The following is a 25,658-nucleotide window of genomic DNA, read 5'->3' as shown; positions in this document are numbered from 1 at the left end:
TCCGTGAGCCGTTCCGTGCTCGTCACCGGCGGGAACCGGGGCATCGGCCTCGCCACCGCCCGCGCCCTGGCCGAACAGGGCGACAAGGTCGCCGTCACGTACCGCACCGGTGAGCCGCCCGAGGGCCTGTTCGGGGTGCGCTGCGACGTGACGGACCCCGAGTCCGTGCGCCGCGCGGTCGACGAGGCCCGCATCCAGCACGGGCCGATCCAGGTGCTCGTCTCCAACGCCGGGATCACCCGCGACGAGCTGCTCGTCGGCATGGCGGACGACGACTTCCGCGCCGTCATCGAGACGAACCTGATGTCGGCGGTGACCGTCGCCAAGGAGGTCGTCCCGGACATGCTCAAGGCCCGCTGGGGCCGCGTCGTCTTCATGTCCTCGATGAGCGCGATGGCGGGCGCGCCCGGCCAGACCAACTACGCCGCGTCCAAGGCCGGGTTGATCGGCTTCGGCCGCTCGCTCGCCCGTGAGGTGGGCCGGCGCAACATCACCGTCAACATCGTCTCGCCCGGCCTGATCGAGACCGACATGGTCAAGGACGTCACCGACGCGCGGCGCCGGCACGTCCTCGGCCAGACGTCCCTGTTCCGGGCCGGCCGCCCGGACGAGGTCGCGGCCGCCGTCCGCTTCCTGGCGAGCGAGGAGGCCTCGTACGTCACGGCGGCGATCCTCCCGGTCACGGGCGGCCTCGGCGTCGGCCACTGAACCGCACCCGACTCCCCACAGAGGAAAGGAACTCCATGTCCAACGCCACTGTTCTGGAGATCGCCCAGCAGATGGGCAAGATCTTCAACGACCTCGACGAGAAGGTCGCCAACGAGCTGGTCGCCCCCGGCTTCGTCGACTACGAGGCCCCGCCCGGCACCCCCGGCGGCCCCTCCGGCTACCTCGGCACCGCCCGCTGGATGAACTCCGTGTTCTCCGAGGCGAGCTGGGACCACATCGACTCGTTCGCGGACGGCGACAAGGCCGTCATCCGGGTGCGCTTCACCGGCATCCACACCGGCAACTTCCTCGGCTTCGAGGGCACCGGCAACAAGGTCGACGTCGAGCACATCCACATCTACCGCGTCGGTGACGACGGTCTGGTGCACGAGCACTGGGCCTGCCGCCAGGACCTCTTCCTGCTGGCCCAGATAGGCGCCGTCGAGCTGAAGCTGCCGCCGGCGGGCACGCAGGCGTAACGCCGTTCGTATGTGCGGGCCAGGCCGCCGGACCTCTTGAGGGCCGGCGGCCTCCTCGCGTCCCCGAGCCGTTAGGAAGGAAAGACATCGTGCGAGCAAAGGGGGCGGCGTGGGCGCTGATCGCGACCTCGCTGCCCATGTTCATGGTGGCCGTCGACAACCTCGTCGTGACCAACGCGCTGACCGTCATCTCCCGTGACCTGGGGGTACGCCAGTCCGGCCTCCAGTGGGTCGTCAACGGATACATCCTGGCGTTCGCGGGGCTGCTGCTCGCGGGCGCCGCGCTCGGCGACCGGATCGGGCGGCGGCGCGTCTTCGTGTGGGGCATCGGGCTCTTCACCGTCGCGTCCGCGGCATGCGCGCTCTCCGACTCGGCGGGCCTCCTGGTCGCCGCCCGGGTCGTGCAGGGCGCGGGCGCGGCGGCCGTCCTGCCGGTCTCGCTGACCCTGGCCGTCGCGGCCGTCGCGCCGGAGCGCAGACCGCTCGCGGTCGGCGTGTGGGGCGGGGTCAACGGCCTGGGCATCGCGCTCGGCCCGATGGCCGGCGGCCTCGTCACGCAGGGCCTCGACTGGCACTGGATCTTCTGGATCAACGTGCCGGTGGGGGTGATCGCGCTCCCCCTCGCCCTGTGGGCGATCCGCGAGTCCAAGGGCGCGCCGCGCCGCCTCGACCTGCCGGGGATCGCGTTCGTCACGGGCGCGGTGGTGGCGGCCGTGTGGGGCATCGTGCAGGCGGCCGACAGCGGCTGGGCCTCGGTGCGTGCGCCGGCCGGACTCGCGGTGGCGGCCGTCCTGTTCGCGGGCTTCGCGTGGTGGCAGCGGCGCACGCCGACGCCCCTCGCGCCGCTGCACCTCTACCGCGTGCGCCCCTTCATGCTGAGCAACGCTCTGGCGCTGACCATGTACTTCGGGGTGTTCGGCGCGATCTTCTTCCTGGCGCAGTTCATGCAGGGGCCGATGGGCTACTCACCGTTCGAGGCGGGTCTGCGTACGCTGCCGTGGACCGCGGCGCCGATGGTGGTCGTGCCGCTGGCCAGCGCGCTGGTCGGCCGCGTGGGCGGCGGGCCGCTCCAGGCGGCGGGGTGTCTGCTCCAGGCGGTCGCCCTGGTGTGGCTCGCGCTGATCTCCGAGCCCGGTCTGGCGTACGGCCAGATGGTCGGCGCGATGGTCCTCGCGGGCGTCGGCATGGGGCTCGTCTTCGCGGCGAACCCGGCGACGGTCATCGGCTCGGTCGCGGAGCACGAGCACAACCTCGCGTCCGGCGTGAACAACACGATCCGTGAGTTCGGCGGCGCCCTCGGCATCGCCGTACTGACCGCCGTGTACGCGCACGGCGGCCTCCGCAGCGCGGTGCTGACGGGGGCCGCCGTGGTGTTCGCGGGGGCGTTCGCGGGGCTCGCTATCGGTCGTACGCCAGCACCGCGCGAGTCCGTGCCAGCACCTTCTGCGCCCCGCAGCGCACCGTCAGATCGACCCGAACCGTCCCGTCTTCCCTGACGTCGCCCACGGTGCCGTCGACGGTGAGTTCCACGCCGTCGGCGGTGTCGGGGACGAGGACGGGGCGGGTGAAGCGGGTGCCGTACTCGGTGACGGTGGCCCGCTCGCCCGTCCACTCGGTGACGGCGGTCGCCGCGACGCCCATGCCGAGCATGCCGTGCGCGATGACCCCGGGGAGGCCTACGGCCGCGGCGCGGGTGTCGGACCAGTGGATGGGGTTGTGGTCCCCGGACGCGGCGGCGTAGGCCACGAGGCGTTCACGGGTGAGGCGGAAGGTGCGGGTGGGCAGCCGGTCGCCGGACCGCGGTGCCTGGCTCATGCGGCTTCCTCCTTACGGGAGACGAGAGTCGAGGTCGTCGTGCACACGGGCGCGCCACCGTCCGCCTCGCGCAGGTGTCCGCGCAGGGTGACGATGTCGTTCCCGTCGACCGACTCGGCGGAGACGATCTCGATGGTGACGGTGAGCCGGTCCCCGGCACGCACCGGGCGGACCGACTCGAAGCGCTGGTCACGGTGGACGGCCCGCGCGAAGTCGAAGCCGAGGTCCGGGTCGTCGAGCACGTGCTTCATGACGTGCAGGGACAGCACGATGGGGAAGGTGGGCGGTGCGGTGTCGCCGTCACCGGCCTGCGCCCCGAGGGCGGCGGCGAACTCCCTGATCTTCTCGCGCCCCACCTCGTACGGCTCGGTGGGCGGGTAAGTGCGGCCGGTCAAGGCCGTGTTGGCGGTCGCGGTCGGCATACGGGCTCCTTCATGAGGGGCGGCGAACGGAAAAGGCAGCGGCGCCCGCGGGGAGACTCGCGGGCGCCGCTGCCGTCATCGGGGCAGGGCTCAGCGGGGGCTGCGCACCACCAGGGCCGCGGCGTTGCCGTCCCGGCCCACGGAGGTGACGAGCGCCGTCACCGGGGCGGCCGGCGGCTCGGCCTGCCACAGGGCGAGGAGGGCGGCGAGCTGCAGCGCGCCACTGGCGCTGTACGTCTCGCCGAGCACGTCGGCGACCCGTACGGCGCCCGGCAGTCCGCCGCCGAGCGCGGCCCGCACGCCGCGCTCCTCGACCCGGTCCAGGCCGCGGTGGTGGACGGCGCCGAGGGAGACGGCCGACACCTCCTCGGGGCGGACTCCGCTGCGGTCGAGCGCGCGCGAGACGGCGTTCGCGAGGCCGTCGGCGTACTGCCGCGGGTCCGGCGTGAACCGCACCTCGCACGCGAGGAGTTCGGCCAGGGCCCCCTCCGCAGGGTCCTGCTGAACGGTGAAGACGGCCGCGCCCTCACCGAGCGCCGCGCCCTCGCGGAGCACCCCGGTGCGGTGCCACGCCCACGCCGCCGGGGCGCTCAGTTCCTCCACGCCGCCGACGAGGAGCCGCTCGGCGCGGCCGAGGCCGAGCGCGAGGCGTGCGTGCCGGAACGCGAGCAGCGAGGCGGTCTGGCCGCCGGCGACGGTCGCGTTCAGGCCACGCAGCCCGTTGCGGATGGCGATCTGCCCGGAGGTGCTGTTCATGACCGTGTTCGGGAACTGGCCCGGGTTGACCAGGTACGGCTTCTCCAGGGTCAGCGTGTCGTATAGGAGGGAGCTGTGGGTCGACACGGAGCCGGTGTTGGTGGCGAGCACCACGCCGGTGCGGCCGCCGCTCACCTCCGCCCCTTCGAGGACCTCCTTGCAGGCCACCAGACCGAAGGAGGTGAGCCGGTCGAGGTACTTGGTGCCCTTGCGGCCCAGGTGCGCCTTGACGTCGAAGCCGCGGACGGCGCGGACGGGGCGCGGCGGGTACGCGTCCGCGTCCCCGCCCACCGGTCTCTTGTCCAACTCGCCCTGCTGGAGCAGGAGTTCGCCGAGCGGGGCGAGTCCGTACCCGGCCGCGGAGACGACTCCGGCGCCGGTGACGTAGAGCGGCGCGGCGGCCGTGACGCCATTCGCGGTCGCGGTCTCGGTCGTGGTCGCAGTCGCGGTCGTCACGAGACCCTCCCCAGGATGGTGATGACGTTGTTCCCGCCGAAGGCGAACCCGTGGTTCTGCACGATGTCCAGGCGGGCCTCGCGGCCGACGCCGGGCACGCAGTCCACACCCTCGCCGAGCGCCGGGTCGGGCTCGGTGACATTGGCCGTGGGCGGCAGGAAGTCCTGCTCGAAGGCCTTGCAGCAGGCGATCGCGCCGAAGCCGGAGGCGGCGCCCATGGTGTGGCCGAGCATCGACTTGATGGAGCTGATCGGCGGGATGCGGTCGCCGAACACCTCGCGTGCGGCGGCGACCTCGGTGGAGTCGTTCGTCGGCGTGCCGGTGCCGTGCGCGCAGATGTAGTCGATCTGCGCGGGCTCGACCCCGGCCGCCTCGTGCGCGGCCCTGATGCCCGCGGCGATGCTGGTCGCGTCGGGGTGCACCATGTGGGCGGCGTCGCAGTTGGCCGCGTAGCCGAGGATCTCCGCGTACATGCGGGCGCCGCGCGCTACGGCGTGCTCGTACGTCTCCAGGACGAGGACGGCGCCGCCCTCGCCGGTGACGATGCCGGAGCGGTCGGCGGCGAAGGGCCGCGGCACGTCCTCGGCCATCGCGCCGAGCGCGTAGAACCCGGCGTGGGTGAGGCGGTTGACGGCGTCGGCGCCGCCCGCGAGCATCACCTCGGCCTCGCCGCTGCGCACCAGGTCGTAGGCGTAGCCGAGCGCGTAGTTGGAGGCGGAGCAGGCCGTCGGGATGGTCTGCGTCTCGCCGGTGAGGCGCAGTTCGGCGCTGACCGCGTTGGCGATCCTGGACGCCGGGGTCTGGCCCGCGAGTTCGCCGTCGATCGAGGAGAGACCACCCGCGATCCACTGCTCGGCGAGCGCCTGGACGACCGCGGACTCGCCGCTGGTGGTGCCCATGACGGCGCCCGCGCGGGCCGTGTCGAGCTGCTCCTCGTCGATGCCCGCGTCGGCCACGGCGAGCCGGGCGGCGGCTGCCGCGAGCAGTCCGCTGCGACCCCAGCGCGGCGGGTCCAGCCGCTTGAGGTGGTCGGCGGGCTCGAAGTCGAGGACCTCGCCGGCCTTGCGGCGCGGGAAGGCGCTCGCGTCGAAGGACTCGATGGGGGCGGTGCCGTTGACGCCCGCCCGGACGGCGGCGGCGAACACGTCGGCGCCGATGCCGACGGGCGACACCGCGCCGAGTCCGGTGATGACGACGCGGCGCGACGCGCGCGCCGCGCCGGCGGTGTCAGCCATTCGCGCTCTCCCCCGCCTGCTGGTCCGCGGCGTGCTGCACGACGGCGTCGACGAGGAGGCGAAGGTTCACCAGATCGCCGAGGGTGTCCTTCGGAATGGCCACTCCCAATTCCTTCTCTATTCGGGAGACCACGGTGATGAGGGAGAGCGAGTCACTGTCGTAGTCGTCGATGAAGTGACCGCTGTCCGTCAGCTCTCCCTCTTCCAGTTCGAGTTCCTCGATGACGATCCGGCTCACCTGCTCGTGGTAGCCGGCCGCCGACGCCACGGTCTGCTGAGTCATGTGTGTTCCTCTCATCGCCTTCTGCCTTGACGAAGGGAACGTAAGCGGGCCGGAGCAGGCCGGACAAGGGGCGCCCAACGAAAGAGACAGCGCATTCCCCGAAAGTGACAGCAAAGGCTTCTCCCCCGCTCCGCGCGGGTATTCGGAGACCTTTTATCTGCCCTCTACGGCGGTTCCAAATCCCTCTGGAAGCATCGCCGTCGCCGTAATTCCGGGAGACAGAAGAAGGCGATGGACGAGATGACAGGTCCGCGATTGGCTCTGGTATTTCCGGGGCAGGGCGCGCAGCAGGCGGGAATGGGCCGGCCGTGGGCGTCGAGCCCCGGCTGGTTCCTGGCCGAGCGGGCGAGCGAGGTGTCCGGGCGGGACGTGGTGGAGCTGCTGCTGCGCGCCGACGACACGTATCTGCGGCGCACCGACAACGCGCAGCTCGCCACGTTCGTCCTGGAGATGGTGATCCTCAGCGAGCTGCGGCAGGTCCTGCCCGCCGCGGGCCGTCCCACGGTGTGCGCGGGCCACAGCCTGGGCGAGTACGCGGCGCTCGTGGCGGCCGGTGTCATCGGTTTCGAGGACGGCGTACGGCTCGTCGCGGCGCGCGGCGAGGCGATGCGCAAGGCCTGCGCGGACGCCCCCGGCACGATGGCTGTGGTCCTCGGCCTGTCGTCCGGCGAGCTGGAGAAGGCCGCCGCGTCGGTGCGCGAGGACGGCGGCCCGGTCTGGGTGGCGAACCTCAACTCCCCGCAGCAGAGCGTCCTTTCGGGCGAGCCCGGCGCTGTCGAGCGGTGCTCCGCGATGGCCGTGGAGCTGGGGGCGGCGCGCGTCGTGTCGATCCCGGTGGGCGGCGCCTTCCACACGCCGCTGATGGCCCCCGCGGCCGAGCCGTTCGAGCGGACCCTGGCGCAGACCGAGTTCCTGCACGGCTTCGCGCCGGTCGTGGCGAACGTCGACGCCCGCCCCTACCACGGCCCCGACGGCTGGCCCGCGCTCCTGGAGCGGCAGCTGACCTCGCCGGTGCGCTGGGCGGACTCGGTGCGCACGATGGCCGACGAGCTGCACTGCGACATGTTCGTGGAGATCGGCCCCGGCCGCACCCTCACGGGTCTGGCCCGCAAGACCGCGCCGCGCGTCTCCCGGCTCACGGTCGGCGAGCCGGGGCAGCTGCCCGCGGTGCCGACCCCGCTCCCGTCGACGCCGACCCGGAGCGTGGCATGAACTCCGCGAACAACCCTGGCAGTTGGGACGCGGTCGTCGTCGGCTCCGGCATCGGCGGTCTCGTCTGCGCCGCGTATCTGGCGGTCTCCGGCAAGCGGGTCCTGGTCGCCGAACAGGGCGGTGTCGCGGGCGGCAACAGCCATGTGTTCCGCAGGCGCCGCGCCTACGAGTTCGACGTCGGCGTGCACTATCTCGGCGACTGCGGGCCCGACGGCCTGCTACCCGCGGTCCTGGACGGGCTCGGCCTGCGTGAGCGCCTCACGTACCGCGAGATGAACCCGGACGGCTTCGACCGCATCGTGATCCCCGGTGCCACGCTCGACATGCCGGCGGACTGGGTGGCGTACCGCAAGCGGCTCCAGGAGGCGTGCCCGGCCGACGCGGCGGGGATCGACACGTTCCTCGACGTCGTGGCGGGGCTCGGCACCGAGCGGCGGGACGCGATCGTCGCCGCCGAGGACCTCCCGATGTCCGAACTCCCCCTGCACGCACCGCAGTCGGTGGCCTGGGGGCGCCGCACCCTGACCGAGTTGTTCGACCACTGCGGCCTGTCACCGCGGGCCCGTACGCTGCTCGCCGCCCAGTCTCCGAACTACGGCATGGCACCGGACGAGGCGACCGTCGCCCTGCACGCCACGGTCACCGACCACTACATCCGAGGCGCCTACTACCCGCAGGGCGGCGGCCAGATGCTCGCGGCGGGGCTCCTCGAAGTGATCCGCGCGCACGGCGGCGCGCTGCGCACGTACAGCAGGGTGACGCGGATCGCCGTCGAGGAGGGCCGCGCGCGCGGCGTCGAGTTCGCCGACGGCAGCCGCGCGCTCGCCCCGGTCGTCGTCTCGAACGCCGACTACCGGCGCACGATGCTGGACCTCGTCGGCGCGCAGAACCTGCCGCGCCGCCTCGCCGCCAAGACGCGGGACGCCCGGATGGCGCTCCCCTGGGCGGCGGTCTACGTGGCCCTGGACCGGGACATCGAGCAGCACGCCAACCTGTGGTGGTACCGCGGCGACGACATCGAGAGGTTCTACGCGGGGCTGCGCTCCGGCACCGTGGAGGGCGGCTCGGACTTCCTCTTCGCGTCGTTCGCCTCCGGCAAGGACGACGTCACGCCCCGCATCTGCCCGCCGGGCCACTCCAACTTCCAGCTGATGACGCTGTGCCCGCCCGGCTTCGAGCAGTGGGGCGTGAGTACGGGCCCGGCGGACGGCGAGAAGTACCGGCGCAACGCCGCGTACCAGAAGGAGAAGGCCCGCCTCACGGACGCGGTCCTGGACGCGGCGGAGGAGCTGCTCGGCCCGCTGCGCGGTCACATCACGCACCTGGAGACCGCGACGCCCCTCACCCACGAGCGCTACACGCTCTCCAGCGGCGGCACGCCCTTCGGCATGGCGCACTGGGGCGCGGCCGGGGCCCGCCCGGACTCGGCGACGTTCGTCGAGGGCCTCTTCATCGCCGGCGCGGACACCCGCTACGGCAACGGAATCACGGGCTCGGCGGTCAGCGGCATCGCCTGCGCGGGCCGGATCCTGGACCGCCGTCTGATGCACGAGGTCCACACCGGCTCGGTCCTGTCGGCCCCGGACCTGCTCCCGGAACGGGGCGAGGACTGGGACCCGCTGGACGAGTCCAAGGGGGACGACGTCCTGCTCTGAACGCCCACCAGCCACCACGATGCCGTGCCCACGGGACCTCGAGACCTCGAGGCCTCCATCAGGAGACCCCGATGCACTCCGCCCTCATCGCCGCCCGGATCGCTCCGGGCGCCGACGCCGAAGTGGCCCAGCCTTCGGCGACTTCGACCGGGTCCGCACAGGGCGCCGCGGCCGTCCGGCGGGGGCGGTAGGCCGGCGAGGCGGGCGCCGAGGGGCGATCACGCCGATTCCGGTGATGACGGCTCTTCGGTTCACCGCGCGCTCCAGTCGTAGAAGCGCGTCGCCATGGCGTCGGCGGCAGATCGCCTCGGAGCAGCTGTGAGCGCGCGGTGCGGCTGAGTGCCGGCGAGCGCCGGGAGGGCGTCGTGCGGGCCGCGCTCTTCGCCCACGGCCTCTCGCCGCGGCGCACCCGGCCCCGGTCCCGCACCCGGTCTCGGCGGCAGCGGGCGGTCAGCCCCGGTAGAGGTCCTCGATCTCCCGCTCGTACGCGGCCGCGACCGCATGCCGCTTGATCTTCAGCGAGGGCGTGAGCAGTCCGTTGTCCTCGGTGAACTCGCCCTCCACCAAGGCGAATTTACGTATGGACTCGGCCCGCGAGACGGCCTCGTTCGCGTAGTCCACGGCCTCCTGCACCGCCGCGGTCATCCGTGGGTCGCGGACGACCTCGGCCATCGGGGTGTCGGCGGGCATCTTCCGTACGGACAGCCAGTGCTCGACCGCCTCCGGCTCCAGCGTGATCAGCGCGCCGACGTAGGAGCGGTTGTCGCCCACGACGATGCACTGGCCGACCGGCGGGCGGCTGCGCAGCCGGTCCTCCAGGACGGCCGGCGAGACGTTCTTGCCGCCGGAGGTGACGAGGATGTCCTTCTTGCGGCCGGTAATGGTGAGATAGCCGTCCTCGTCGAGAGCCCCCAGGTCACCGGTGGAGAACCAGCCGCCGTCGAGCACCTCCGCCGTCGCCTCGGGGTTGTTGCGGTACGCGCCGAAGACGATGCCGCCCTTGATGAGCACCTCCCCGTCGTCGGCGATGCGGACGGCCGTGCCCGGCACCGGGAGGCCGACCGTGCCGGGGCGCGGGGCGAGCGGCGGCGTGATCGTGGCGGCGGCGCTGGTCTCCGTCAGCCCGTACCCCTCGTAGATGAGGATTCCGGCGGCGTAGAAGAAGAGGCTGAGGCGCCGGTCGAGGGGGGAGCCGCCGCTGATCGCGTAGCGCAGGCGCCCGCCGAGCTCCTTGCGCACGCGGCGGAACACCAGCAGGTCGTAGAGGCCGCGGGCGAGACGGAGTCCGAGAGACGGGCCGCCCTTGCCGTCGGAGCCCGTGCCGTCGGGACCCTTGCCGTCGGGCCCCTTGTCGCGGCTGAGGAAGCGGGCCATGTGTGCCTCGCCGTAGTTCACCGCGATCCGGTCGGCCCGCTCGAACGACGAGCCGCGGCCGAGCTTCTCCGCGGTGGCCCGGCCCGTGTCGTGGATCTTCTCGAAGAGGTACGGGACCCCGACCACGAACGTCGGCCGGAAGGAACGGAGCTGGGGCCGCAGCTCGTCGGGTTTGATCCCGGGGCAGTGACCCAGCTCGATGCGGGCGAGCAGGCACGAGATCTGGAGGGTTCGGCCGAGGATGTGCGCCAGGGGCAGGAACAGCAGCGTCGAGGCGGTCTGGCCGGTCACCTCCTTGAAGATGGGGTGCATCAGCTCCACCGTGTTCGCGGCCTCGGCGTGCAGATTCCCGTGGGTCAGGACGCAGCCCTTCGGCTTCCCGGTGGTCCCGGAGGTGTAGCAGACGGTCGCGACGGTGTCGGGGGTGAGGGCGGCGCGCCGCCTGGTCACCTCGTCGTCGTCCACCTCCCTTCCGAGGGTGGCGAGTTCGAGTACGGCGCCCGCGTCCAGTTCCCAGCAGCGCGGCCGCTCCTCCTCGGCCAGCGCGGCGAGCGCGCTCCGCGCCGTGACCGTGTTCTCCGGCGTCTCGGTGATCAGATGGCTCGCGCCCGAGTCGCGCACGATCCACTCGATCTGCTCGGCCGACGAGGTGGCGTAGACGGGCACGGTCTGCCCGCCGGCCGCCCAGATGGCGAAGTCGAGGACCGTCCACTCGTAGCGCGTACGGGACATCAGGGCGACGCGCCCGCCGGGTTCGAGGCCCCCCGCGATCAGGCCCTTGGCCGTCGCGGTCACCTCGCGCGCGAAGGCCGCCGCCGTGACGGGACGCCAGTGCTCACCCTCCCTGCGCCGCAGGACCACGGCGTCGGGCGCCTCGACGGCGTTCGTGAAGGGGATGTCCGCGGGCGTGCTCCCGCCGGGGTCCGCGGCGAGGGCGGCCGTACGCACCTCGCGCACGGTTCCGTGCTCGTCCTTGACGGTCTCGACGGCCACGCGGTCCGTCAAGTCGCTGCGCTGCTGCGCCCGTTGAAGATCCTTGCGTACGCCCATGACGGCTCCAGGTCGCGGCTGACGTGATCCCTGCGTCTCGCTCGTCCCACGCAGACTTGCAGACTTGCTCGGCCCTGCAGACTTGCTCGGCCTTGGAGACTTGTCCGGCCTCAGGCCCTTACTCGGCAGTCAACTTACCGACGCGTAACAGAATTTCAATGGGGCGGACGCGATCAGCCGGCGCGGGCCGGTCGCGGGTCAGGCGTCGCGCGGGGTCCAGACCTCGCCGTCGAGGACGTGCCGCATCCCCACCCACACCATGTTCATCAGCCGCAGCGCCATCCCGTCGGGCGACTGGCCGGGGTGGCGCTCCATCCAGTCGGTGAGCGAGTCCGCGGCGCCGACGAGCGCGTGCGCCACGAAGTCGGCGTCCCCGCCGTCGAGCAGGGCTCCCCGGCCGCTGTCCGCGATGCCGTCCCTGACCAGGCCCGCGACCTCGGCCATGACGGCGCGGCGGGCCTCGGCGACCGCGGCGGCGATGGCTGCGCTGAGCTCGGAGGCCTGGCGGTGCAGGACGACCCAGCTGTCACGGTGTCCCGCGACGAACGCGAAGAACGCGGCGAGACCCGCGTACAGCCGCTCCTCGGGCCTTCCGCCCGCCCGCGCCGCCCCCTGGAACGCGGCGACGAGCCGGTCCGACTCCCGGCGCAGGCACGCCAGGAAGAGACCCTCCTTGGAGTCGAGGTAGAGATAGACCATCGGCTTCGACACGCCCGCGAGTTCGGCGATCTCGTCGACGGACGCGGCGTGGTAGCCGCGCTTGGCGAAGACCCGTACGGCGACGTCGATCATCTGCTGCTCGCGCTCGCGGCGCGGCACGCGGCGCCGGCGCCCGGCGGGAGCGCGTACGCCGTCACCTTTCACCCCGGGACCCGCCACGGACCCCCCGTGGCCTTCTGCCGGATCGCCCGTTGTACCCGTCACACTTGTCAGCCCATCTGCCCCGGCCGTAACCTTACCGGTTGGTAAGTTTACTGAATGGTAAGCAGTTTCGGCACACGGAGGGTTCCATGAGCGAGGACATCAGCACGCGTGAGGGGATTGCCGGCCTCGACTTCTCGGCGGTCACTCCCGAGCAGTTCGCGAAGATCGTGAAGGGCCTGACGCCCAAGGAGATCGACGGGATCGCGCGGGACACCGAGCTGCGGGCGCGCATCCTCAAGGAGGTCTTCGCGCGCATGGAGCGGCAGTTCAAGCCGGAGCCGGCGGGCTCGCTCCAGGCGCTGATCCGCTGGAAGGTCACGAGCGCCAAGGGCACCAAGGACACCAAGGACCGCGAAGCGACCGTGTACGAGGCGGCGATCGCGGACGGGACCTGCACGGTCACCGAGGGCCGCTCCGACGCCACGCCCCGCGTCACGCTCGCCATGGGCGACGCGGACTTCCTGAAACTGGTGTCGGGCAACCAGAGTCCCGTCACGATGTTCATGCTGCGCAAGGTCAGGATCACCGGCGATGTCGCCCTCGCCGCGGGCCTCAACCGCTACTTCGACATCCCGAAGCCGTGAGAGCGGGGCCTACGCTGCCCGCGTGACTACACCACCGCACACGCACACGCAATCGCACACCGACCAGGACCGGCTGATCTACGGGTGTATGGGACTGGGCGGGAGCTGGGACTCCGCGCCCTACCGGTCCGCCGACATCGACGCCGCCGAGGCCGCCGTGCAGGCGGCCCTCGACAGCGGCATCACCGCGTTCGACCACGCCGACATCTACCGCAACGGCAAGGCCGAGGCCGTGTTCGGCGAGGTGCTCGCCAGGACACCCGGGCTGCGCGAGCGCATCACCGTGCAGACCAAGTGCGGGATCCGCCTCGCCGACGGCGACCGCCCGGGGGTGTACGACCTGCGCGGCGCCCGCATCGTGCGGTGCCTCGAGGAGAGCCTGACCCGGCTGCGGACCGACCACGTCGACGTCCTGCTGCTGCACCGCCCCGACCCGCTGGCCGACCCGGGCGACGTCGCCAAGGCCCTCAGCTCGCTCCAGGAACAGGGCCTCGTACGGAGCTTCGGCGTCTCCAACATGAGCGCCCACCAGATCGCCCACCTCCAGTCCCACCTGGACTTCCCGCTGGTCGCCAACCAGCTGGAGATGAGCCTGAAGAGCCGGGACTGGGTGGAGGCCGGGGTGCTGGTGAACACACCCGAGGCCGCCAGGAACGGCTTCCCGCTCGGCACCCTGGAGCACTGCGTCGACCGTGGGATCCGCCTCCAGGCGTGGGGCCCGCTCGCCCAGGGCAGCTACACGGGCCGGGAGGCGACCCCCGCCGAGGACGCCACGGCACGGCTGGTCGCCGAACTCGCCGAGAAGAAGCACACCACCCCGGAGACGATCATCCTGTGGTGGCTCCAGCGCCACCCGGCCCGCATCGCCCCGGTCATCGGCACCGCGAACCCGGCCCGCATCCACGCCTGCGCCGACGCCGCCCGCCGCGACCCCGAACTCACCCACGAGGAGTGGTACGAGCTGTGGGTGACGGCCCGGGGGGCGGCGCTCCCCTAGGGCTAGGCGCTGCGCAGCCGCGCGTACGCCCCGCCCCGGGCGAGGAGTTCGCTGTGCGTACCGCACTCCACGAGTCGGCCGCGGTCCACGACGAGAATGCGGTCCGCGTCCGGCGCCAGCGCCAGATCGTGGGTGATCACGACGGTCGTACGGCCCGCCATCAGCCGGCGCAGCGGCTGCACCACGCGTCGTGCGGACAGCGCGTCGAGTCCGGCGGTCGGCTCGTCGAGAACGAGGACGGGGGCGCCGCGCAGCATGGCACGGGCGATCGCGATGCGCTGGAGCTGGCCGCCGGAGAGGGCGGCGGTGCCCGGGGCGATCCGGGTGTCGTAGCCCTCGGGCAGGCCGGTGATGAACTCGTGGGCGGCCGCGTCCAGTGCGGCCTGCCGGATCTCCCGTTCGCCGGCGCCCGGGAGGCCGCAGGCGATGTTCTCGCGGATGGTGCCGTGCAGGATCAGGGTCTTCTGGGGCAGCAGGGCCACGTTCTCGCGGAGGAACTCCAGCGGTACGTCGGTGAGCGGCACCCCGTCGAGGCGTACGGTCCCCGCCGTCGGGTCGTAGAAGCGCAGCAGCAGCTTGGAGAGGGTCGACTTGCCTGCTCCGCTCTCCCCTGTGATCAGGACGAGTTCGCCGGGCTCCGCGGTCAGGGACACGTCCGTCAGCGATTCCGCGGGGGCGTCCGGGTAGCGGAAGGTGACGCCCTCGAGGCTGACGCGGCCGCGCACGGGCCAGGCCGGCCGGGGTGAGACGGGGTCGGTCACGGCGGGCTCGGCGTCGAGGACCTCCTGGATCCGTTCCGCTCCGGCCGTGGCGGCGGTGAGCGTGAGGCCCAGCTGCCCGAGGTTGCGGATCGGCGGATAGAGGTAGCCGATGAAGGCCGCGAAGGCCAGCAGATCGCCGAGCGTCATACGGCCCGCGGCGATCTCCCAGGCGCCGAATCCGATGACGGCCAGCACGCACAGCGTCTCGACGACCTCGACGAACTGCTCGTACAGCTCGCTCGCGCGGGCGCCGCGCACGGAGGCGCGCAGCCACGCACGGGCCTCCCGGTCGAGTCGGCGTTCCTCGTCCCGGCGCAGGTTGTAGGCCTGGGTGAGGACGACGTTGCCGAGGGACTCCTCGACGACCGAGGTGATGGCGCCGTCGGCGGTGCGCTCGTCACGGGCCGCGGACTTGATGCGGCCGGCGAAGCGGCGGGCGGCGATGAGGAAGAGAGGGGCGAGCAGGAAGGTGACGAGGGCGAGGTCCCAGCGAAGCCAGAGGGCGGCGGCCGCGTAGAAGACGGTGGAGAACAGCGCGGAAGCGGTGCCGACCACGCCGGACACCACCATCTGTTCGATGGCCTCGACATCACCGGTGAGCCGCTCGACGAGATCGCCCTGCCGGTGCTTCTGGAAGAAGTGCGGGGGCATCCCCTGCACATGACGGAACACCCCGGCGCGCAGCCGCAGGACGAACCGCTCCGCGGTCCATACCGCGAGCGAGTTTCCGGCATATCCGACCGCGGCGCCGATCACGGCGACACCGAGCCACTGCGCGGCGGGCACCCAGAATGCGGAGAGCGATCCCGCGGCCAGCGCATGGTCGGTGAGATTCGCGAAAATCAGGATCGAGGCTGTCTCGGCAAGCGCGGCGACCACGACGCAGACAATGATCAGGACCAGCCATCTGCGGTCACCGCGCGTCAACGGCCAGAAACGCCGGAACGCCTGACGGGCACCCGTGCTTCTACGCTCCACCAAATCCCCCAACCCATCCGACTCCTCCGGCTTTCTCAACTCTCTGTGTTCCAACCGGGAACACGGCCGAGGCGGGCCCCCGGCACACTCCGGGGGCCCGCCTCGACGGCACGGTTCAGCAGTCCTTGCCGGCCTTGTTGCCGACCGGACGGCGGCGGGGCTGCCGCTTCGGCTTGGGCGCGGCCTGGTGTGCAGCGGCCGGCTTCGCGCCGGGCTTGCGGGTCTTCCTGACGGGGGCGACCTTGTGGAAGCTCATGAGGGTTGTCCCTTTCTCGGTGATGCTTTTCCGTTTGCCGTAAGCCCTGTTCGGCTTCGACACGGAAAACACTACGCGCGCTCCAGCCCCCGGAACCACCAAATTGGATGAGAACTCGATCAGTTGCGTCTGAGTTCAATTCTCATCAGCCTTCAGGAATTGATCGGCCACTCACACAGAATTTACGCCGGGCCATTCGGCGGCCAATTACTCTGCCTCGATATTCACCCAGAACTTACAGGGAGAAATGACAGCTTCTCGCATTCGCACGAAACCCGGGCACGCGACTCAGGTCTGGAGTTCGTCGGCCCTGCGTATCGCTTCCGCGAGCTGCCGTACGTCCTTGTCCTCCGTCGAATGGGCCAACTTGTCGGCGCGTGAGGCAAGTTGGGGCAGCGTGGGGGCTCCTGGCAGTGCGCCCTGACGCAGGGAGTCGGCGAAATAGGCTGCCGTGGCTGTGAGTTGGAGGCCGGGGCTGGAGCGCCAGACGTCCGTGTCCAGCGCGGAGGCCTCGATCTGGGTTGTCTCCTCGTGCGGGGCGCGCGTGGTGGGGTCCAGCCAGCGCACGCCCGCCGTGGCGACGTGGCCGCTCGCGCCCGGGCGCAGCCGCACCGCGTACAGCGCCGTCACGGTGTGACCGGGGCCGACCTCGCCGCCGTCCACACGGTCGTCGCGGTAGTCGTCGTCGGCGACCTGGCGGTCGTCGTAGCCGATGAGCCGGAACCGCTGCACGGTCCCCGGGTCGAAGGCGACCTGTGCCTTGGCCTCGCGGGCGCGCAGTTCGATGTTCTGCGGCAGCTCGTCGCAGAAGACCTTCCGGGCCTCCTCGGGCGTGGAGACGTACGTCGTGTGGCCGTCGCCCTTGTCGGCGAGGCGCTCCATCAGGGCATCGCCGTACTCGCTGCCGACGCCTACGCCGAACAGCGTGATGCCGTGCTCGCGGCGGGCGTCGGAGATGCGGTCGAGGATCGCGTCGGCGTCGGTCTCACCGGTGTTGGCAAGCGCGTCGGAGAGCAGGACGACGCGGTTGGTGGCGCCGGGCCGCGCGCCCTCGACCGCGGTGTCGTACCCGGTGCGCACGCCCGCGTCGAGGTTCGTGGAGGACATCGGCTCCAGGCTGTCGATCGCGTCGTGGACCCGTCCCCGGGCGCCGCCGACGCGCGTCATCGGCAGCACGGTCTCGGCCGTGTCGCTGAAGGTGACCAGTGCGAGGGAGTCGTCGGAGCGCAGCTGGTCGGTCATGACGCCGAGGGACTGCTTGACCAGGTCGAGCCTTCCGGGTTCGGCCATGGAGCCGGAGACGTCGATGACGAAGGTGAGCGCGGCGGGCGGGCGTTCGGACGCCGGGGCCGCCGGACCGGTGGCCAGGCCGACCCGGAGGAAGGACCAGCCCTCGTCGCCGGCGCGGGCTCCGTCGGCCGTCACCGAGAAGCCGTTGCCCTCCGGGCGCGGGTAGTTCTGACGGAAGCTGTTGATGAACTCCTCGGGCCGCACGGTCTTCGGGTCGGGCAGGCGCCCGTCGGCGAGAGTGCGGCGGGCATAGCCGTACGACGCGGTGTCGACGTCGAGGGCGAACGTGGAGAGGTAGTCCGCGGGCGTCGGGGACGGGCTCGGCGCGATGTCGCGCTGCTCGCCGTCGGCCTCGGTGCCCGGCGCGGGTGTCGCCGGTGCGGACGGGCGGGCCGGGGCGGGCGCGGGCAGCGGGCCCGTGCGCCGCGCCTTGCCGTGGTCCGCCGAGGAGCCGTCGCTCCCGCCGCCGCACCCGGAGACGAGGAGCCCGCCCACGAGCGCCGCCGCGAGCAGCCCGGCCGCCCGCGCCCGCCCCCGGCCCCGCGGCCATGGCCGCCTTCGCGCCCGCGCCGATGCCCGCGTACGGTCGCGGTCCTCTGCCCGGTGCTCGCTGTCAGGCCTCATCCGTGCCCCCTCGGTTCGCCGATCGTGCGTCACCACTTGTGAATGTGACGTCCGAGACGGCCGGAACGAGCAGTCGGAGGCGTTGCGGATGAATCTCGATGCGGCTACGGAGGGCGCCCGCCGAGGCCGGAAGGTGATCGTCCGGAGACCTACGAGACGATGTCCTTGCGCCGGAAACCCCGGACGGCCAGGGCGAACAGGATGACGGCGTACGTTACCGAGACCGCCGTCCCCTGGATCATCCCGCCCCACTCCGGGCGCGGCTGGATGGCGTCCGCCCACGCGAACTGCCAGTGCGCGGGCAGGAAGTCGCGCCAGTCGCCGAGCGCCGTCACCGCGTCGAGGACATTGCCCACGATCGTGAGCCCGACCGCGCCGCCGACCGCGCCGAGCGGCGCGTCGGTCTTCGTCGACAGCCAGAACGCGAGTCCCGCGGTGACCAGTTGGGACACGAAGACGTACGCGACCACGATGAGCAGCCGCTGTGCCGCGGTGCCCGCGGAGAGTGCGCCGCCGGTCGGGATCTCCAGCGGGCCCCAGCCGTACGCGGCCGTGCCGACCGCGAGGGCGACGACGGGGAGCAGGACCATCGCGGCGAGGCTGAGGGCGAGCGCCACGGTGAGCTTGCTCCACAGGAGGCGGGCGCGGGGCACGGGCGCCGCGAGGAGGTAGCGCAGGCTGGACCAGCCGGCCTCGGAGGCGACCGTGTCACCGCAGAACAGGGCCACGGGGATCACGAGCAGGAACCCGGCCGAGACGAACAGGCACGTCGCGGCGAAGTTGGCGCCGGACGCGGTGGCCGTGTCCATCAGCGTCACCTGGCCGTTGCGCCCGGCCGGGTCCCCGCCGATGGCGAACGCGACGACCAGGACGAACGGCAGCAGGCCGAGGACGGCGCCCATGACGAGTGTGCGGCGGCGCTTCAGCTGGCGTACGGCCTCGACCCGCAGGGGCAGGGTGTGGCGCGCGCGGTATCCGGGCGCCACCTCGGTGGGCTCGACGAGCGCGGTCATCCGGCTTCGCCTCCGATCAGGGTCAGGAACGCGTCTTCGAGGCGGCGGTGCGGGCCGAGCGATGCGACCGGCACATCGAGCCGGACCAGCTCGGCGAGGAGCCTGGCGGCGGCCGTCGCCCGGTCGGGTGCGGGCGGCATGAGGGCCGGGGACGACGCCAGGTCCTCCGGTCCGGCCGGGGCACTCTCCGTGGCGACCGCCGCGGGAACCGCCGGAACCCTCGCCGGGACACCCGCGTGCGCGGGGGCGGCGAGACGGACCAGGAGTCCGCCGTCAGCGCGGGCCGCCGACTCCACGTCGGGCAGCGCCGCCACCTTCTCCACCAGTGCGTCGGAGATGTCCGCGGCGAGGCCGACCAGGAGTGTGTCGCCGGAGCCGATGATGTCGGCGACCGGACCCGTCTGCACCAGCCGGCCGCGGTCCATGACCACCAGGTGCGTGCAGGTCTGCTCGACCTCGGCGAGGAGATGGCTGGAGACGATGACGGTGCGGCCCGCTGCCGCGTACCGGATCATGACCTCGCGCATCTCGCGGATCTGGGGCGGGTCCAGGCCGTTCGTCGGCTCGTCGAGGATGAGGAGGTCGGGCAGGCCCAGCATGGCCTGCGCGATGGCGAGGCGCTGGCGCATGCCCTGCGAGTAGGTGCGCACGGCGCGGGCGAGGGCGTCGCCGAGCCCGGCGATCTCCAGCGCCTCGTCCAGGTGCGCGTCCTCGGCGGGGCGGCCCGTGGCCGCCCAGTACAGCTCCAGGTTCTCGCGCCCCGACAGGTGCGGAAGGAAGCCCGCGCCCTCGACGAACGCGCCGACCCGCGACAGGACGGGCGCGCCCGGCCTGATGGCGTGCCCGAAGACGCGGATCTCGCCGCCGTCGGGCCTGATGAGGCCCATCAGCATGCGCAGGGTCGTGGTCTTGCCCGCGCCGTTCGGCCCGAGGAGGCCGAGGACCTGGCCCTTCTCCACGCGGAAGGACAGGTCACGGACGGCGTACCGGTCGGCGGACCTCGCGTACTTCTTGCTCAGGTCGGTGATCTGGAGCGGGACGTCGGCGAGGGCCTGGTCGGGGGCTCCCGCGCTCGCGCGGCGGCGGCCGGTGAGCAGCAGGGCGAGCGCCGCCAGGACGCCCGCGAGGGGCAGCCACCACACCCAGGCGGGCAGCGGCGCCGCGGCCGTCCGCACGGCGGGTGCGGTGGGCACGGACAGCGGGCTCTTGACGGAGACGGTGTACGTGGCGGGGTGCGCCGGGGACGCGTAGCCGAGGTCCGTGGAGGACAGGACGAGGCGCAGCCGGTGCCCCTTCTGCACGTCGTGGTCGACGGCGGGGAGGGTGAGGGTGACGTCCTTGCCGCCATCGGATCCGGAGCCCACCACCCTGATGGGTGAGACGAGTTGGGAAGGGAGCACCGGCTGGGACCCGCCGCCCGGCGCGACGTCGTACACCTTGCCGAACAGGACGGCGTCGTCGCTGTCGGACGCGACGTGCACCGTCACCGTCGGGGACCCGGTGACGCGCAGGTCGTCGCGCAGGGGCGCCGAGTCGAAGCGGGCGAACTGCCCGGGGAAGTCGAGGGACAGGCCGACGCCGAGGGAGGACAGCCGGCCGAGTCCGCCGCCGCCACCGCCTCCGAGCCCCGGCAGGTTCGAGATGGCGGGCGGGCTGGCCCCGGCGGGGTTGTCGACGCGCTGCTCGCGCCCGGTCAGGGGCACGCGCCGCGGGTCGTTCGCGAGGCCCGGGTACGTGTCGCCGCTCGCGCCGCGCAACTGGGCGGCGCCGTCGGTGGAGTCGATGCCTCCGGTGCGGGTGACGCGGAAGGCGGGGCCGGTGTCGGCGGTCTTGTCGTCCTTCAGATAGCGGTCGAACCAGGAGTCGACGCGCGCCTCGACGCGCCCGGTCTCGCGGTCGCCGCCGTCGTGCCCGCCGGCGATCCAGTCGACGTCGACCGGCGCGCCGTTGGCCCGGATCGCCTTGGCGGCCGCGTCGGACTGGCCGAGCGGGAACAGGGAGTCGGTCTGGCCCTGCATCAGGAGCGTGGGCACCTTGATGCGCTTGCCGACGGCGACGGGCGAGCGCTCTTCGAGGAGTGCGCGGGCCGCGGCGTCGGGCTTGCCGGCTTCGGCGACCCGCTCGTACATGCGGCACAGCTGCGGCTCGAACCGGTCACAGCCGCCGCCCGTGTTGATGAACAGGCCGGCCCAGAGCTTCTTGTAGACGCCCTGAGGGAACAGCGCGTCGGCGAGGTTCCAGTACGTGATCTGCGGGGCGATGGCGTCGACCCGGTCGTCGTACCCGGCGGCGAGCAGCGAGACCGCGCCGCCGTACGAGGCGCCGGTCACGCCGACGCGCGGGTCACCCTTCTTGTCGAGCTGGACCTCCGGGCGCTTCGCCAGCCAGTCGATGAGCTTGGAGGCGTCGGCGACCTCGCCCTTCGGGTCGTTGAGCCCGATCTTGCCGGTGGAGTGGCCGAAGCCGCGCGCCGACCAGGTCAGCACGGCGTATCCGTCGCGGGCGAGGCCCTCGGCCTGGGCGCGCAGGTCGTCCTTGCTGGCGCCGAAGCCGTGGGCGAGCAGGACGGCTGGGCGGCGCTCGGATCCGGGCGTCGTGAAGTAGGACGTGTCGATCCTGGCTCCGCCCGTATCCATCACCGCGTCGCGGCGCTGCACGGAGGGCGCGTCGTCCGAGGCGGCCGCGGCCGTCCACGTACCGGCGCCCGCGAGCACCACAACGGCAGCGGCGGCGGCAGCCCACCGCCGCGGCCTGGCCCGCGGACCGGTCAGTCGTAGATCCATGCGTCAACGGTACGGGCGACCACCGACAGCGGGGGCAGCCCCCGGGCTGAACCGCCGGACCTCCTTGGGGAGTAGGGTCCCGCCCCCGCGTACACCGCTCGTGGTACGAAGCACCATGCAGAAATCCGACATCCGCCGCGCGCGCACCGTCGACGAACTGACCGCTGCCGGGCCCCTGTTCGACGGGCCCGCACTCCCCGAGGCCTCGGCCCGCTTCCTGCGGACCCCGGGCCACCATCTCTTCCTGGCCTACGAGGGCGACGAGCCGGTGGGCTTCGTCAGCGGGGTCGAGACGGTCCACCCGGACAAGGGGGTGGAGATGTTCCTGTACGAGCTGTCGGTGGCCGAGGCGTTCCGGCGCCGCGGCATCGGCCGCTCCCTGGTCGAGACGCTGGCCGCGCTGGCCCGCGAGCGGGGCTGTTACGGGATGTGGGTCGGGGTGGACACCGACAACGCGCCCGCGCTCGCGACGTATCGCGGCGCGGGCGGCAAGGACGGCGGGGTGTGCGCCGTCGTCGAGTGGTCGTTCGTCTGAGCCGGGCCCCTGGGGATGCTCAGGCCTGCGCGTCCTCGGGGATCGACACCAGCCAGCGGGTGTCCTTGCGCGGTCGCAGGTACAGCACCCAGTAGAGGGTGGCGACGGCGGTGATGCCGCCGGTCCACAGCAGGTAGGAGACCTCCTGCTGGCTGAGGATGTAGGCGAGTACGGCGATCAGGACCACCGGGACCGCGGGCCACAGCGGCATGCGCCAGGCCGGCTGGTCGCGGTGGGAGCCGCGGCGGGCGAGCAGCGCGGCGACGGCGACCAGGAGGTACATGCCGGTGACGGAGACGCCGGTCACGCCGTACAGGGTGTCGAGGTTGACGAAGCACAGGGCCGCGCCGGGCACGCCCACGACGAGGGTCGCGACCCAGGGGGAGCCGAAGCGGCCGAGCTTGGAGAGGGCGTTGTTGACCGGCTCGGGCCAGGACTTGTCGCGGGCCGAGGCGAACAGGACGCGGGAGTTCTGGATGACCATGACGATGCCCGCGTTGATGATCGCGAGGGCCACGCAGAGGCTGACGAAGGTGCCGACGGCGGAGTTGGACCAGGCCTCGACCATGCCGCTGATGTTGCCGCTGGTGAGGGCGGCGAGGTCGGGGGCGCCCATGGTGATGGCGATGACCGGGACCAGGATGATCACGGTGGAGATGGCCAGGGTCGCGAGCACCGTGCGCGCCACGTTGCGGCGCGGGTTCTCCAGCTCCTCGGAGAGGTAGACCGCGGTCGAGAAGCCCTGTGTGATGAAGAGGGCGATGGCGAGCCCGGAGATGATCAGCATCGCGGTGACGGTGTCGGTGTGGCCGCCCGCCCCGGTGACGTGCAGGTCGACGAGGGAGCCGGCGCCGCGCTCGGAGTGCGAGAAGCCGAGGACGGCGACGACTCCGGCGGCGATGACCTCGAGGACGAGGAAGATGCCGGTGATCCAGGCGTTGGCGCGCAGGTCGAGCAGGCCCGCGAGGGTGGCGAGGAGCATGACGCCCGCTCCGGCGCCGGAGGCGGGCAGGTGCACGATCGGGGCGAGGTAGTCCGCGGTGCCCATCGCGATGACGGGCGGCACGATCACGACGACGAGCAGCGAGAGCACGAAGACGAGCCAGCCGGCGAGGCGGCCCGCGAGCGTCGACACCATGGCGTACTCGCCGCCCGCGCTGGGGATGAGGGTGCCCAGCTCCGAGTAGCAGAACGCGACGGCTATGCAGAGCAGCGAGCCGATCCCGATGGTGAGGGCGGTGGCGGTGCCGAGCGAGGAGAACAGGTCGGGGACGACCACGAAGAGCGTGGAGGCGGGCGTCACGCACGAGAGCGTGAGCAGGGTGCCGCCGACGACGCCGATGGAACGCTTGAGCTTCTGGGGACTGGCCGTGTTGCCGAGGGGCGCGAGGAGCTCCTCGGTGACGGTCGTGGGGCTGGTGCGAAGCGTGTCGGACATGGAGAGCGGTTCCGATCGACTCGTGCGGCAGATGTTGCTGATACTCGGGCGGGGAGCGCTATCGCCTCCGAAGGGCTGTCGCGATGGGGGTTGTCCGTCCGCTCCCGGCGCGTCATTGCACCGTGCGAAATCCGGAACGTCAACGGCCGTTTAGCTGCGGATTCCGCACCGGACTCTTGATCCAACTAGGGCCACTTCCAAGCCGGTTCGCCGCGCCAGATGGATTCCATCAGGTGGCTCGGATCGATGACCTTGCTTTCCCAGGTGAACAGACGATGTCGACTGGGACACCCGATACATCCCCTACGTACGGGAACCGCAGCCCCGGCTCCGAAGTCCGCTGGAATTCGTCCGCACTCCGGACACTTTCCCGGCGCCATGGGCGGCACAGAGGCACATGCAGAGGTGCATACAAAGGTGCATACAGAGGTGCATACAGAGGTGCCCCGGCCGCGCTGCACAGCGGCCGGGGCACCTGGTGCTGCCGGGACCTCAGTGGTTGCGCGGGAAGCCCAGGTCCACGCCCGCGGGGGCGTCGGACGGGTCGGGCCAGCGCGTGGTGACGACCTTGCCGCGGGTGTAGAAGTGCGTGCCGTCGTTGCCGTAGATGTGGTGGTCGCCGAAGAGCGAGTCCTTCCAGCCACCGAAGGAGTGGTAGCCCACCGGCACCGGGATCGGCACGTTCACGCCGACCATGCCCGCCTCGATCTCCAGCTGGAAGCGGCGGGCGGCGCCGCCGTCCCGGGTGAAGATCGCGGTGCCGTTGCCGAACGGCGAGGCGTTCATGAGCGCCACGCCCTCCTCGTACGTGTCGACGCGCAGCACGCACAGGACCGGGCCGAAGATCTCGTCCCGGTAGGCCTTGGCCGTCGTGGGGACGCGGTCGAGCAGGGAGAGGCCGATCCAGTGGCCGTCCTCGTGGCCCTCGACCGTGTAGCCGGTGCCGTCGAGGACGACCTCGCAGCCCTCGGCCGCGGCGCCGGTGACGTAGGACGCCACCTTGTCGCGGTGCGCTGCGGTGATGAGCGGGCCCATCTCCGAGGTCGGGTCGTTGCCCGGGCCGATCTTGATCTTCTCGGCGCGGTCCTTGATCTTCGCGACGAGCTCGTCGGCGACGGAGCCCACGGCCACGACGGCCGAGATGGCCATGCAGCGCTCGCCCGCGGAGCCGTACGCGGCGGAGACCGCGGCGTCGGCGGCGGCGTCCAGGTCGGCGTCGGGCAGGACCAGCATGTGGTTCTTGGCGCCGCCGAGCGCCTGCACGCGCTTGCCGTTGGCGGAGGCGGTGGTGTGGATGTGGCGGGCGATCGGGGTCGAGCCCACGAAGGACACGGCCGAGACGTCCGGGTGCTCCAGAAGGCGGTCCACGGCGACCTTGTCACCGTGCAGGACGTTGAAGACACCGTCGGGCAGACCGGCCTCGGAGAGCAGTTCGGCGATCTTCATCGACGCCGACGGGTCCTTCTCCGACGGCTTCAGCACGAAGGTGTTGCCGCACGCGATGGCGAGCGGGAACATCCACATCGGCACCATGGCCGGGAAGTTGAACGGCGTGATGCCGGCGACGACACCGAGCGGCTGGCGGATCGAGGAGACGTCGACGCGCGAGGCGACCTCGGTGGACAGCTCGCCCTTCAGCTGCACGGTGATGCCGCAGGCCAGGTCCACGATCTCCAGGCCGCGGGCGACCTCGCCGAGCGCGTCCGAGTGGACCTTGCCGTGCTCGGCGGTGATCAGCTCGGCGATCGCGTCGCGGTTGGCGTCGAGCAGCGCGCGGAACTTGAAGAGGATCGCGGTGCGCTTGGCGAGGGACGAGGTGCCCCACGTCGCGTACGCGGCCTTGGCCGAGGCGACCGCGGCATCGACGTCGTCGACGCCGGCGTAGGCGACCTGCGTCGTGACGGCGCCGGTCGCGGGGTCGGTCACCGGGCCGTAATTGCCCGAGACACCCTCGACGGTCTTCCCGCCGATCCAGTGGTTGACGGTCTTGACGTCGGTCGTCATGAGGGCAAGCTCCTTAGGGGTCCCAC

22 protein-coding genes are annotated in these 25,658 nt (G+C 72.1%); 8 read left to right on the top strand and 14 right to left on the bottom strand.

The genetic code is table 11. The features are described 5' to 3' along the window. The first annotated feature begins 3 nt into the window (after positions 1-3). The 3 genes from fabG (at position 4) to ACIPWY_RS11600 (ending at position 2,683) form a co-directional block, all read left to right on the top strand. A complete protein-coding gene (fabG, locus tag ACIPWY_RS11610; RefSeq protein ID WP_362902333.1) occupies positions 4-708 on the top strand; it encodes a 3-oxoacyl-ACP reductase FabG in 705 nt (234 codons plus the stop codon). Positions 709-743: 35 nt separating this feature from the next. Further along, a complete protein-coding gene (locus ACIPWY_RS11605) occupies positions 744-1,187 on the top strand; it encodes an ester cyclase (protein WP_362902331.1) in 444 nt (147 codons plus the stop codon). Positions 1,188-1,276: 89 nt separating this feature from the next. Beyond that, positions 1,277-2,683, top strand: coding sequence for an MFS transporter (locus tag ACIPWY_RS11600; protein WP_362902329.1), 1,407 nt, complete (start codon positions 1,277-1,279; stop codon positions 2,681-2,683). On the opposite strand, the gene ACIPWY_RS11595 is transcribed toward ACIPWY_RS11600, so the two are convergent. From ACIPWY_RS11595 to ACIPWY_RS11575, 5 genes are all read right to left on the bottom strand, one after another. Beyond that, a complete protein-coding gene (locus tag ACIPWY_RS11595; RefSeq protein ID WP_401532916.1) occupies positions 2,586-3,002 on the bottom strand; it encodes a MaoC/PaaZ C-terminal domain-containing protein in 417 nt (138 codons plus the stop codon). The two genes, ACIPWY_RS11600 and ACIPWY_RS11595, sit on opposite strands and share 98 nt — an antisense overlap. Further along, positions 2,999-3,424: a MaoC family dehydratase N-terminal domain-containing protein gene (locus ACIPWY_RS11590; protein ID WP_401532914.1), complete on the bottom strand. Its 426-nt coding sequence runs from the start codon at positions 3,422-3,424 to the stop codon at positions 2,999-3,001. Before ACIPWY_RS11590 ends, ACIPWY_RS11595 begins: the two co-directional genes overlap by 4 nt. 90 nt (positions 3,425-3,514) lie before the next feature. Next, a complete protein-coding gene (locus tag ACIPWY_RS11585) occupies positions 3,515-4,636 on the bottom strand; it encodes a beta-ketoacyl synthase N-terminal-like domain-containing protein (protein WP_401532912.1) in 1,122 nt (373 codons plus the stop codon). Then, positions 4,633-5,871 carry a beta-ketoacyl-[acyl-carrier-protein] synthase family protein gene (locus ACIPWY_RS11580; protein WP_362902321.1) on the bottom strand — a complete coding sequence of 413 codons (1,239 nt, stop codon included), beginning with the start codon at positions 5,869-5,871 and terminating at the stop codon, positions 4,633-4,635. Before ACIPWY_RS11580 ends, ACIPWY_RS11585 begins: the two co-directional genes overlap by 4 nt. Then, positions 5,864-6,154, bottom strand: coding sequence for an acyl carrier protein (locus tag ACIPWY_RS11575; protein ID WP_326712937.1), 291 nt, complete (start codon positions 6,152-6,154; stop codon positions 5,864-5,866). The genes ACIPWY_RS11580 and ACIPWY_RS11575 overlap by 8 nt, the downstream gene beginning before the upstream one ends. Positions 6,155-6,385: 231 nt before the next feature. Here ACIPWY_RS11575 and ACIPWY_RS11570 point away from each other — a divergent pair, with 231 nt between their 5' ends. Both ACIPWY_RS11570 and ACIPWY_RS11565 read left to right on the top strand, forming a co-directional pair. Further along, positions 6,386-7,366: an ACP S-malonyltransferase gene (locus tag ACIPWY_RS11570; RefSeq protein ID WP_393701793.1), complete on the top strand. Its 981-nt coding sequence runs from the start codon at positions 6,386-6,388 to the stop codon at positions 7,364-7,366. Next, positions 7,363-9,021, top strand: a complete 1,659-nt coding sequence (locus ACIPWY_RS11565) for a phytoene desaturase family protein (protein WP_393701791.1) — start codon at positions 7,363-7,365, stop codon at positions 9,019-9,021. The genes ACIPWY_RS11570 and ACIPWY_RS11565 overlap by 4 nt, the downstream gene beginning before the upstream one ends. 450 nt (positions 9,022-9,471) lie before the next feature. On the opposite strand, the gene ACIPWY_RS11560 is transcribed toward ACIPWY_RS11565, so the two are convergent. Together ACIPWY_RS11560 and ACIPWY_RS11555 are read right to left on the bottom strand one after the other, a co-directional pair. Continuing rightward, positions 9,472-11,445, bottom strand: coding sequence for an AMP-dependent synthetase/ligase (locus tag ACIPWY_RS11560; RefSeq protein WP_401532908.1), 1,974 nt, complete (start codon positions 11,443-11,445; stop codon positions 9,472-9,474). Between the two features lie 198 nt (positions 11,446-11,643). Then, on the bottom strand, positions 11,644-12,324 hold the full coding sequence (locus ACIPWY_RS11555; RefSeq protein ID WP_362902313.1) for a TetR/AcrR family transcriptional regulator: 681 nt from the start codon (positions 12,322-12,324) through the stop codon (positions 11,644-11,646). 131 nt (positions 12,325-12,455) lie between these two features. On the opposite strand from ACIPWY_RS11555, the gene ACIPWY_RS11550 reads away from it, so the two are divergent. Both ACIPWY_RS11550 and ACIPWY_RS11545 read left to right on the top strand, forming a co-directional pair. Further along, complete coding sequence (locus ACIPWY_RS11550; protein ID WP_362902311.1) at positions 12,456-12,953, top strand: SCP2 sterol-binding domain-containing protein; 498 nt, start codon at positions 12,456-12,458, stop codon at positions 12,951-12,953. A 22-nt stretch (positions 12,954-12,975) separates the two neighbouring features. Further along, the gene (locus ACIPWY_RS11545) at positions 12,976-13,950 is read left to right on the top strand and encodes an aldo/keto reductase family oxidoreductase (protein ID WP_393701785.1); all 975 of its coding nucleotides are present in this window, start codon (positions 12,976-12,978) and stop codon (positions 13,948-13,950) included. A gap of 2 nt (positions 13,951-13,952) precedes the next feature. Here ACIPWY_RS11545 and ACIPWY_RS11540 read toward each other — a convergent pair whose 3' ends face one another. The 5 genes from ACIPWY_RS11540 to ACIPWY_RS11520 all read right to left on the bottom strand — a co-directional run bounded on the left by ACIPWY_RS11540 (position 13,953) and on the right by ACIPWY_RS11520 (position 21,655). Next, entirely contained in the window at positions 13,953-15,689 is a 1,737-nt protein-coding gene (locus ACIPWY_RS11540) for an ABC transporter ATP-binding protein (RefSeq protein ID WP_393701783.1), read from the bottom strand. 115 nt (positions 15,690-15,804) lie between these two features. Next, complete coding sequence (locus ACIPWY_RS11535) at positions 15,805-15,945, bottom strand: hypothetical protein (RefSeq protein ID WP_362902305.1); 141 nt, start codon at positions 15,943-15,945, stop codon at positions 15,805-15,807. Positions 15,946-16,233: 288 nt separating this feature from the next. Next, positions 16,234-17,859 (bottom strand): von Willebrand factor type A domain-containing protein, encoded by a 1,626-nt coding sequence (locus ACIPWY_RS11530; protein ID WP_362902303.1) that lies wholly within the window; start codon positions 17,857-17,859, stop codon positions 16,234-16,236. Positions 17,860-18,008: 149 nt separating this feature from the next. Beyond that, entirely contained in the window at positions 18,009-18,872 is an 864-nt protein-coding gene (locus ACIPWY_RS11525; RefSeq protein ID WP_401532903.1) for an ABC transporter permease, read from the bottom strand. After that, complete coding sequence (locus tag ACIPWY_RS11520) at positions 18,869-21,655, bottom strand: alpha/beta fold hydrolase (RefSeq protein ID WP_401532901.1); 2,787 nt, start codon at positions 21,653-21,655, stop codon at positions 18,869-18,871. The genes ACIPWY_RS11525 and ACIPWY_RS11520 overlap by 4 nt, the downstream gene beginning before the upstream one ends. A 115-nt stretch (positions 21,656-21,770) precedes the next feature. Here ACIPWY_RS11520 and ACIPWY_RS11515 point away from each other — a divergent pair, with 115 nt between their 5' ends. Then, positions 21,771-22,190 carry a GNAT family N-acetyltransferase gene (locus ACIPWY_RS11515; protein WP_362902297.1) on the top strand — a complete coding sequence of 140 codons (420 nt, stop codon included), beginning with the start codon at positions 21,771-21,773 and terminating at the stop codon, positions 22,188-22,190. A gap of 19 nt (positions 22,191-22,209) precedes the next feature. Here the strand turns inward: ACIPWY_RS11515 and ACIPWY_RS11510 are convergent, their stop codons facing one another. Continuing rightward, positions 22,210-23,628 (bottom strand): APC family permease, encoded by a 1,419-nt coding sequence (locus tag ACIPWY_RS11510; RefSeq protein WP_362902295.1) that lies wholly within the window; start codon positions 23,626-23,628, stop codon positions 22,210-22,212. A gap of 492 nt (positions 23,629-24,120) precedes the next feature. Next, the gene (mmsA, locus tag ACIPWY_RS11505; protein WP_362902293.1) at positions 24,121-25,632 is read right to left on the bottom strand and encodes a CoA-acylating methylmalonate-semialdehyde dehydrogenase; all 1,512 of its coding nucleotides are present in this window, start codon (positions 25,630-25,632) and stop codon (positions 24,121-24,123) included. Between the last annotated feature and the right edge of the window lie 26 nt (positions 25,633-25,658).

The sequence above is a fragment of the Streptomyces sp. NPDC090032 genome, from assembly GCF_044748025.1.
Lineage (GTDB): Bacteria > Actinomycetota > Actinomycetes > Streptomycetales > Streptomycetaceae > Streptomyces.
This window is presented reverse-complemented; position numbering and strand designations above follow the sequence as displayed.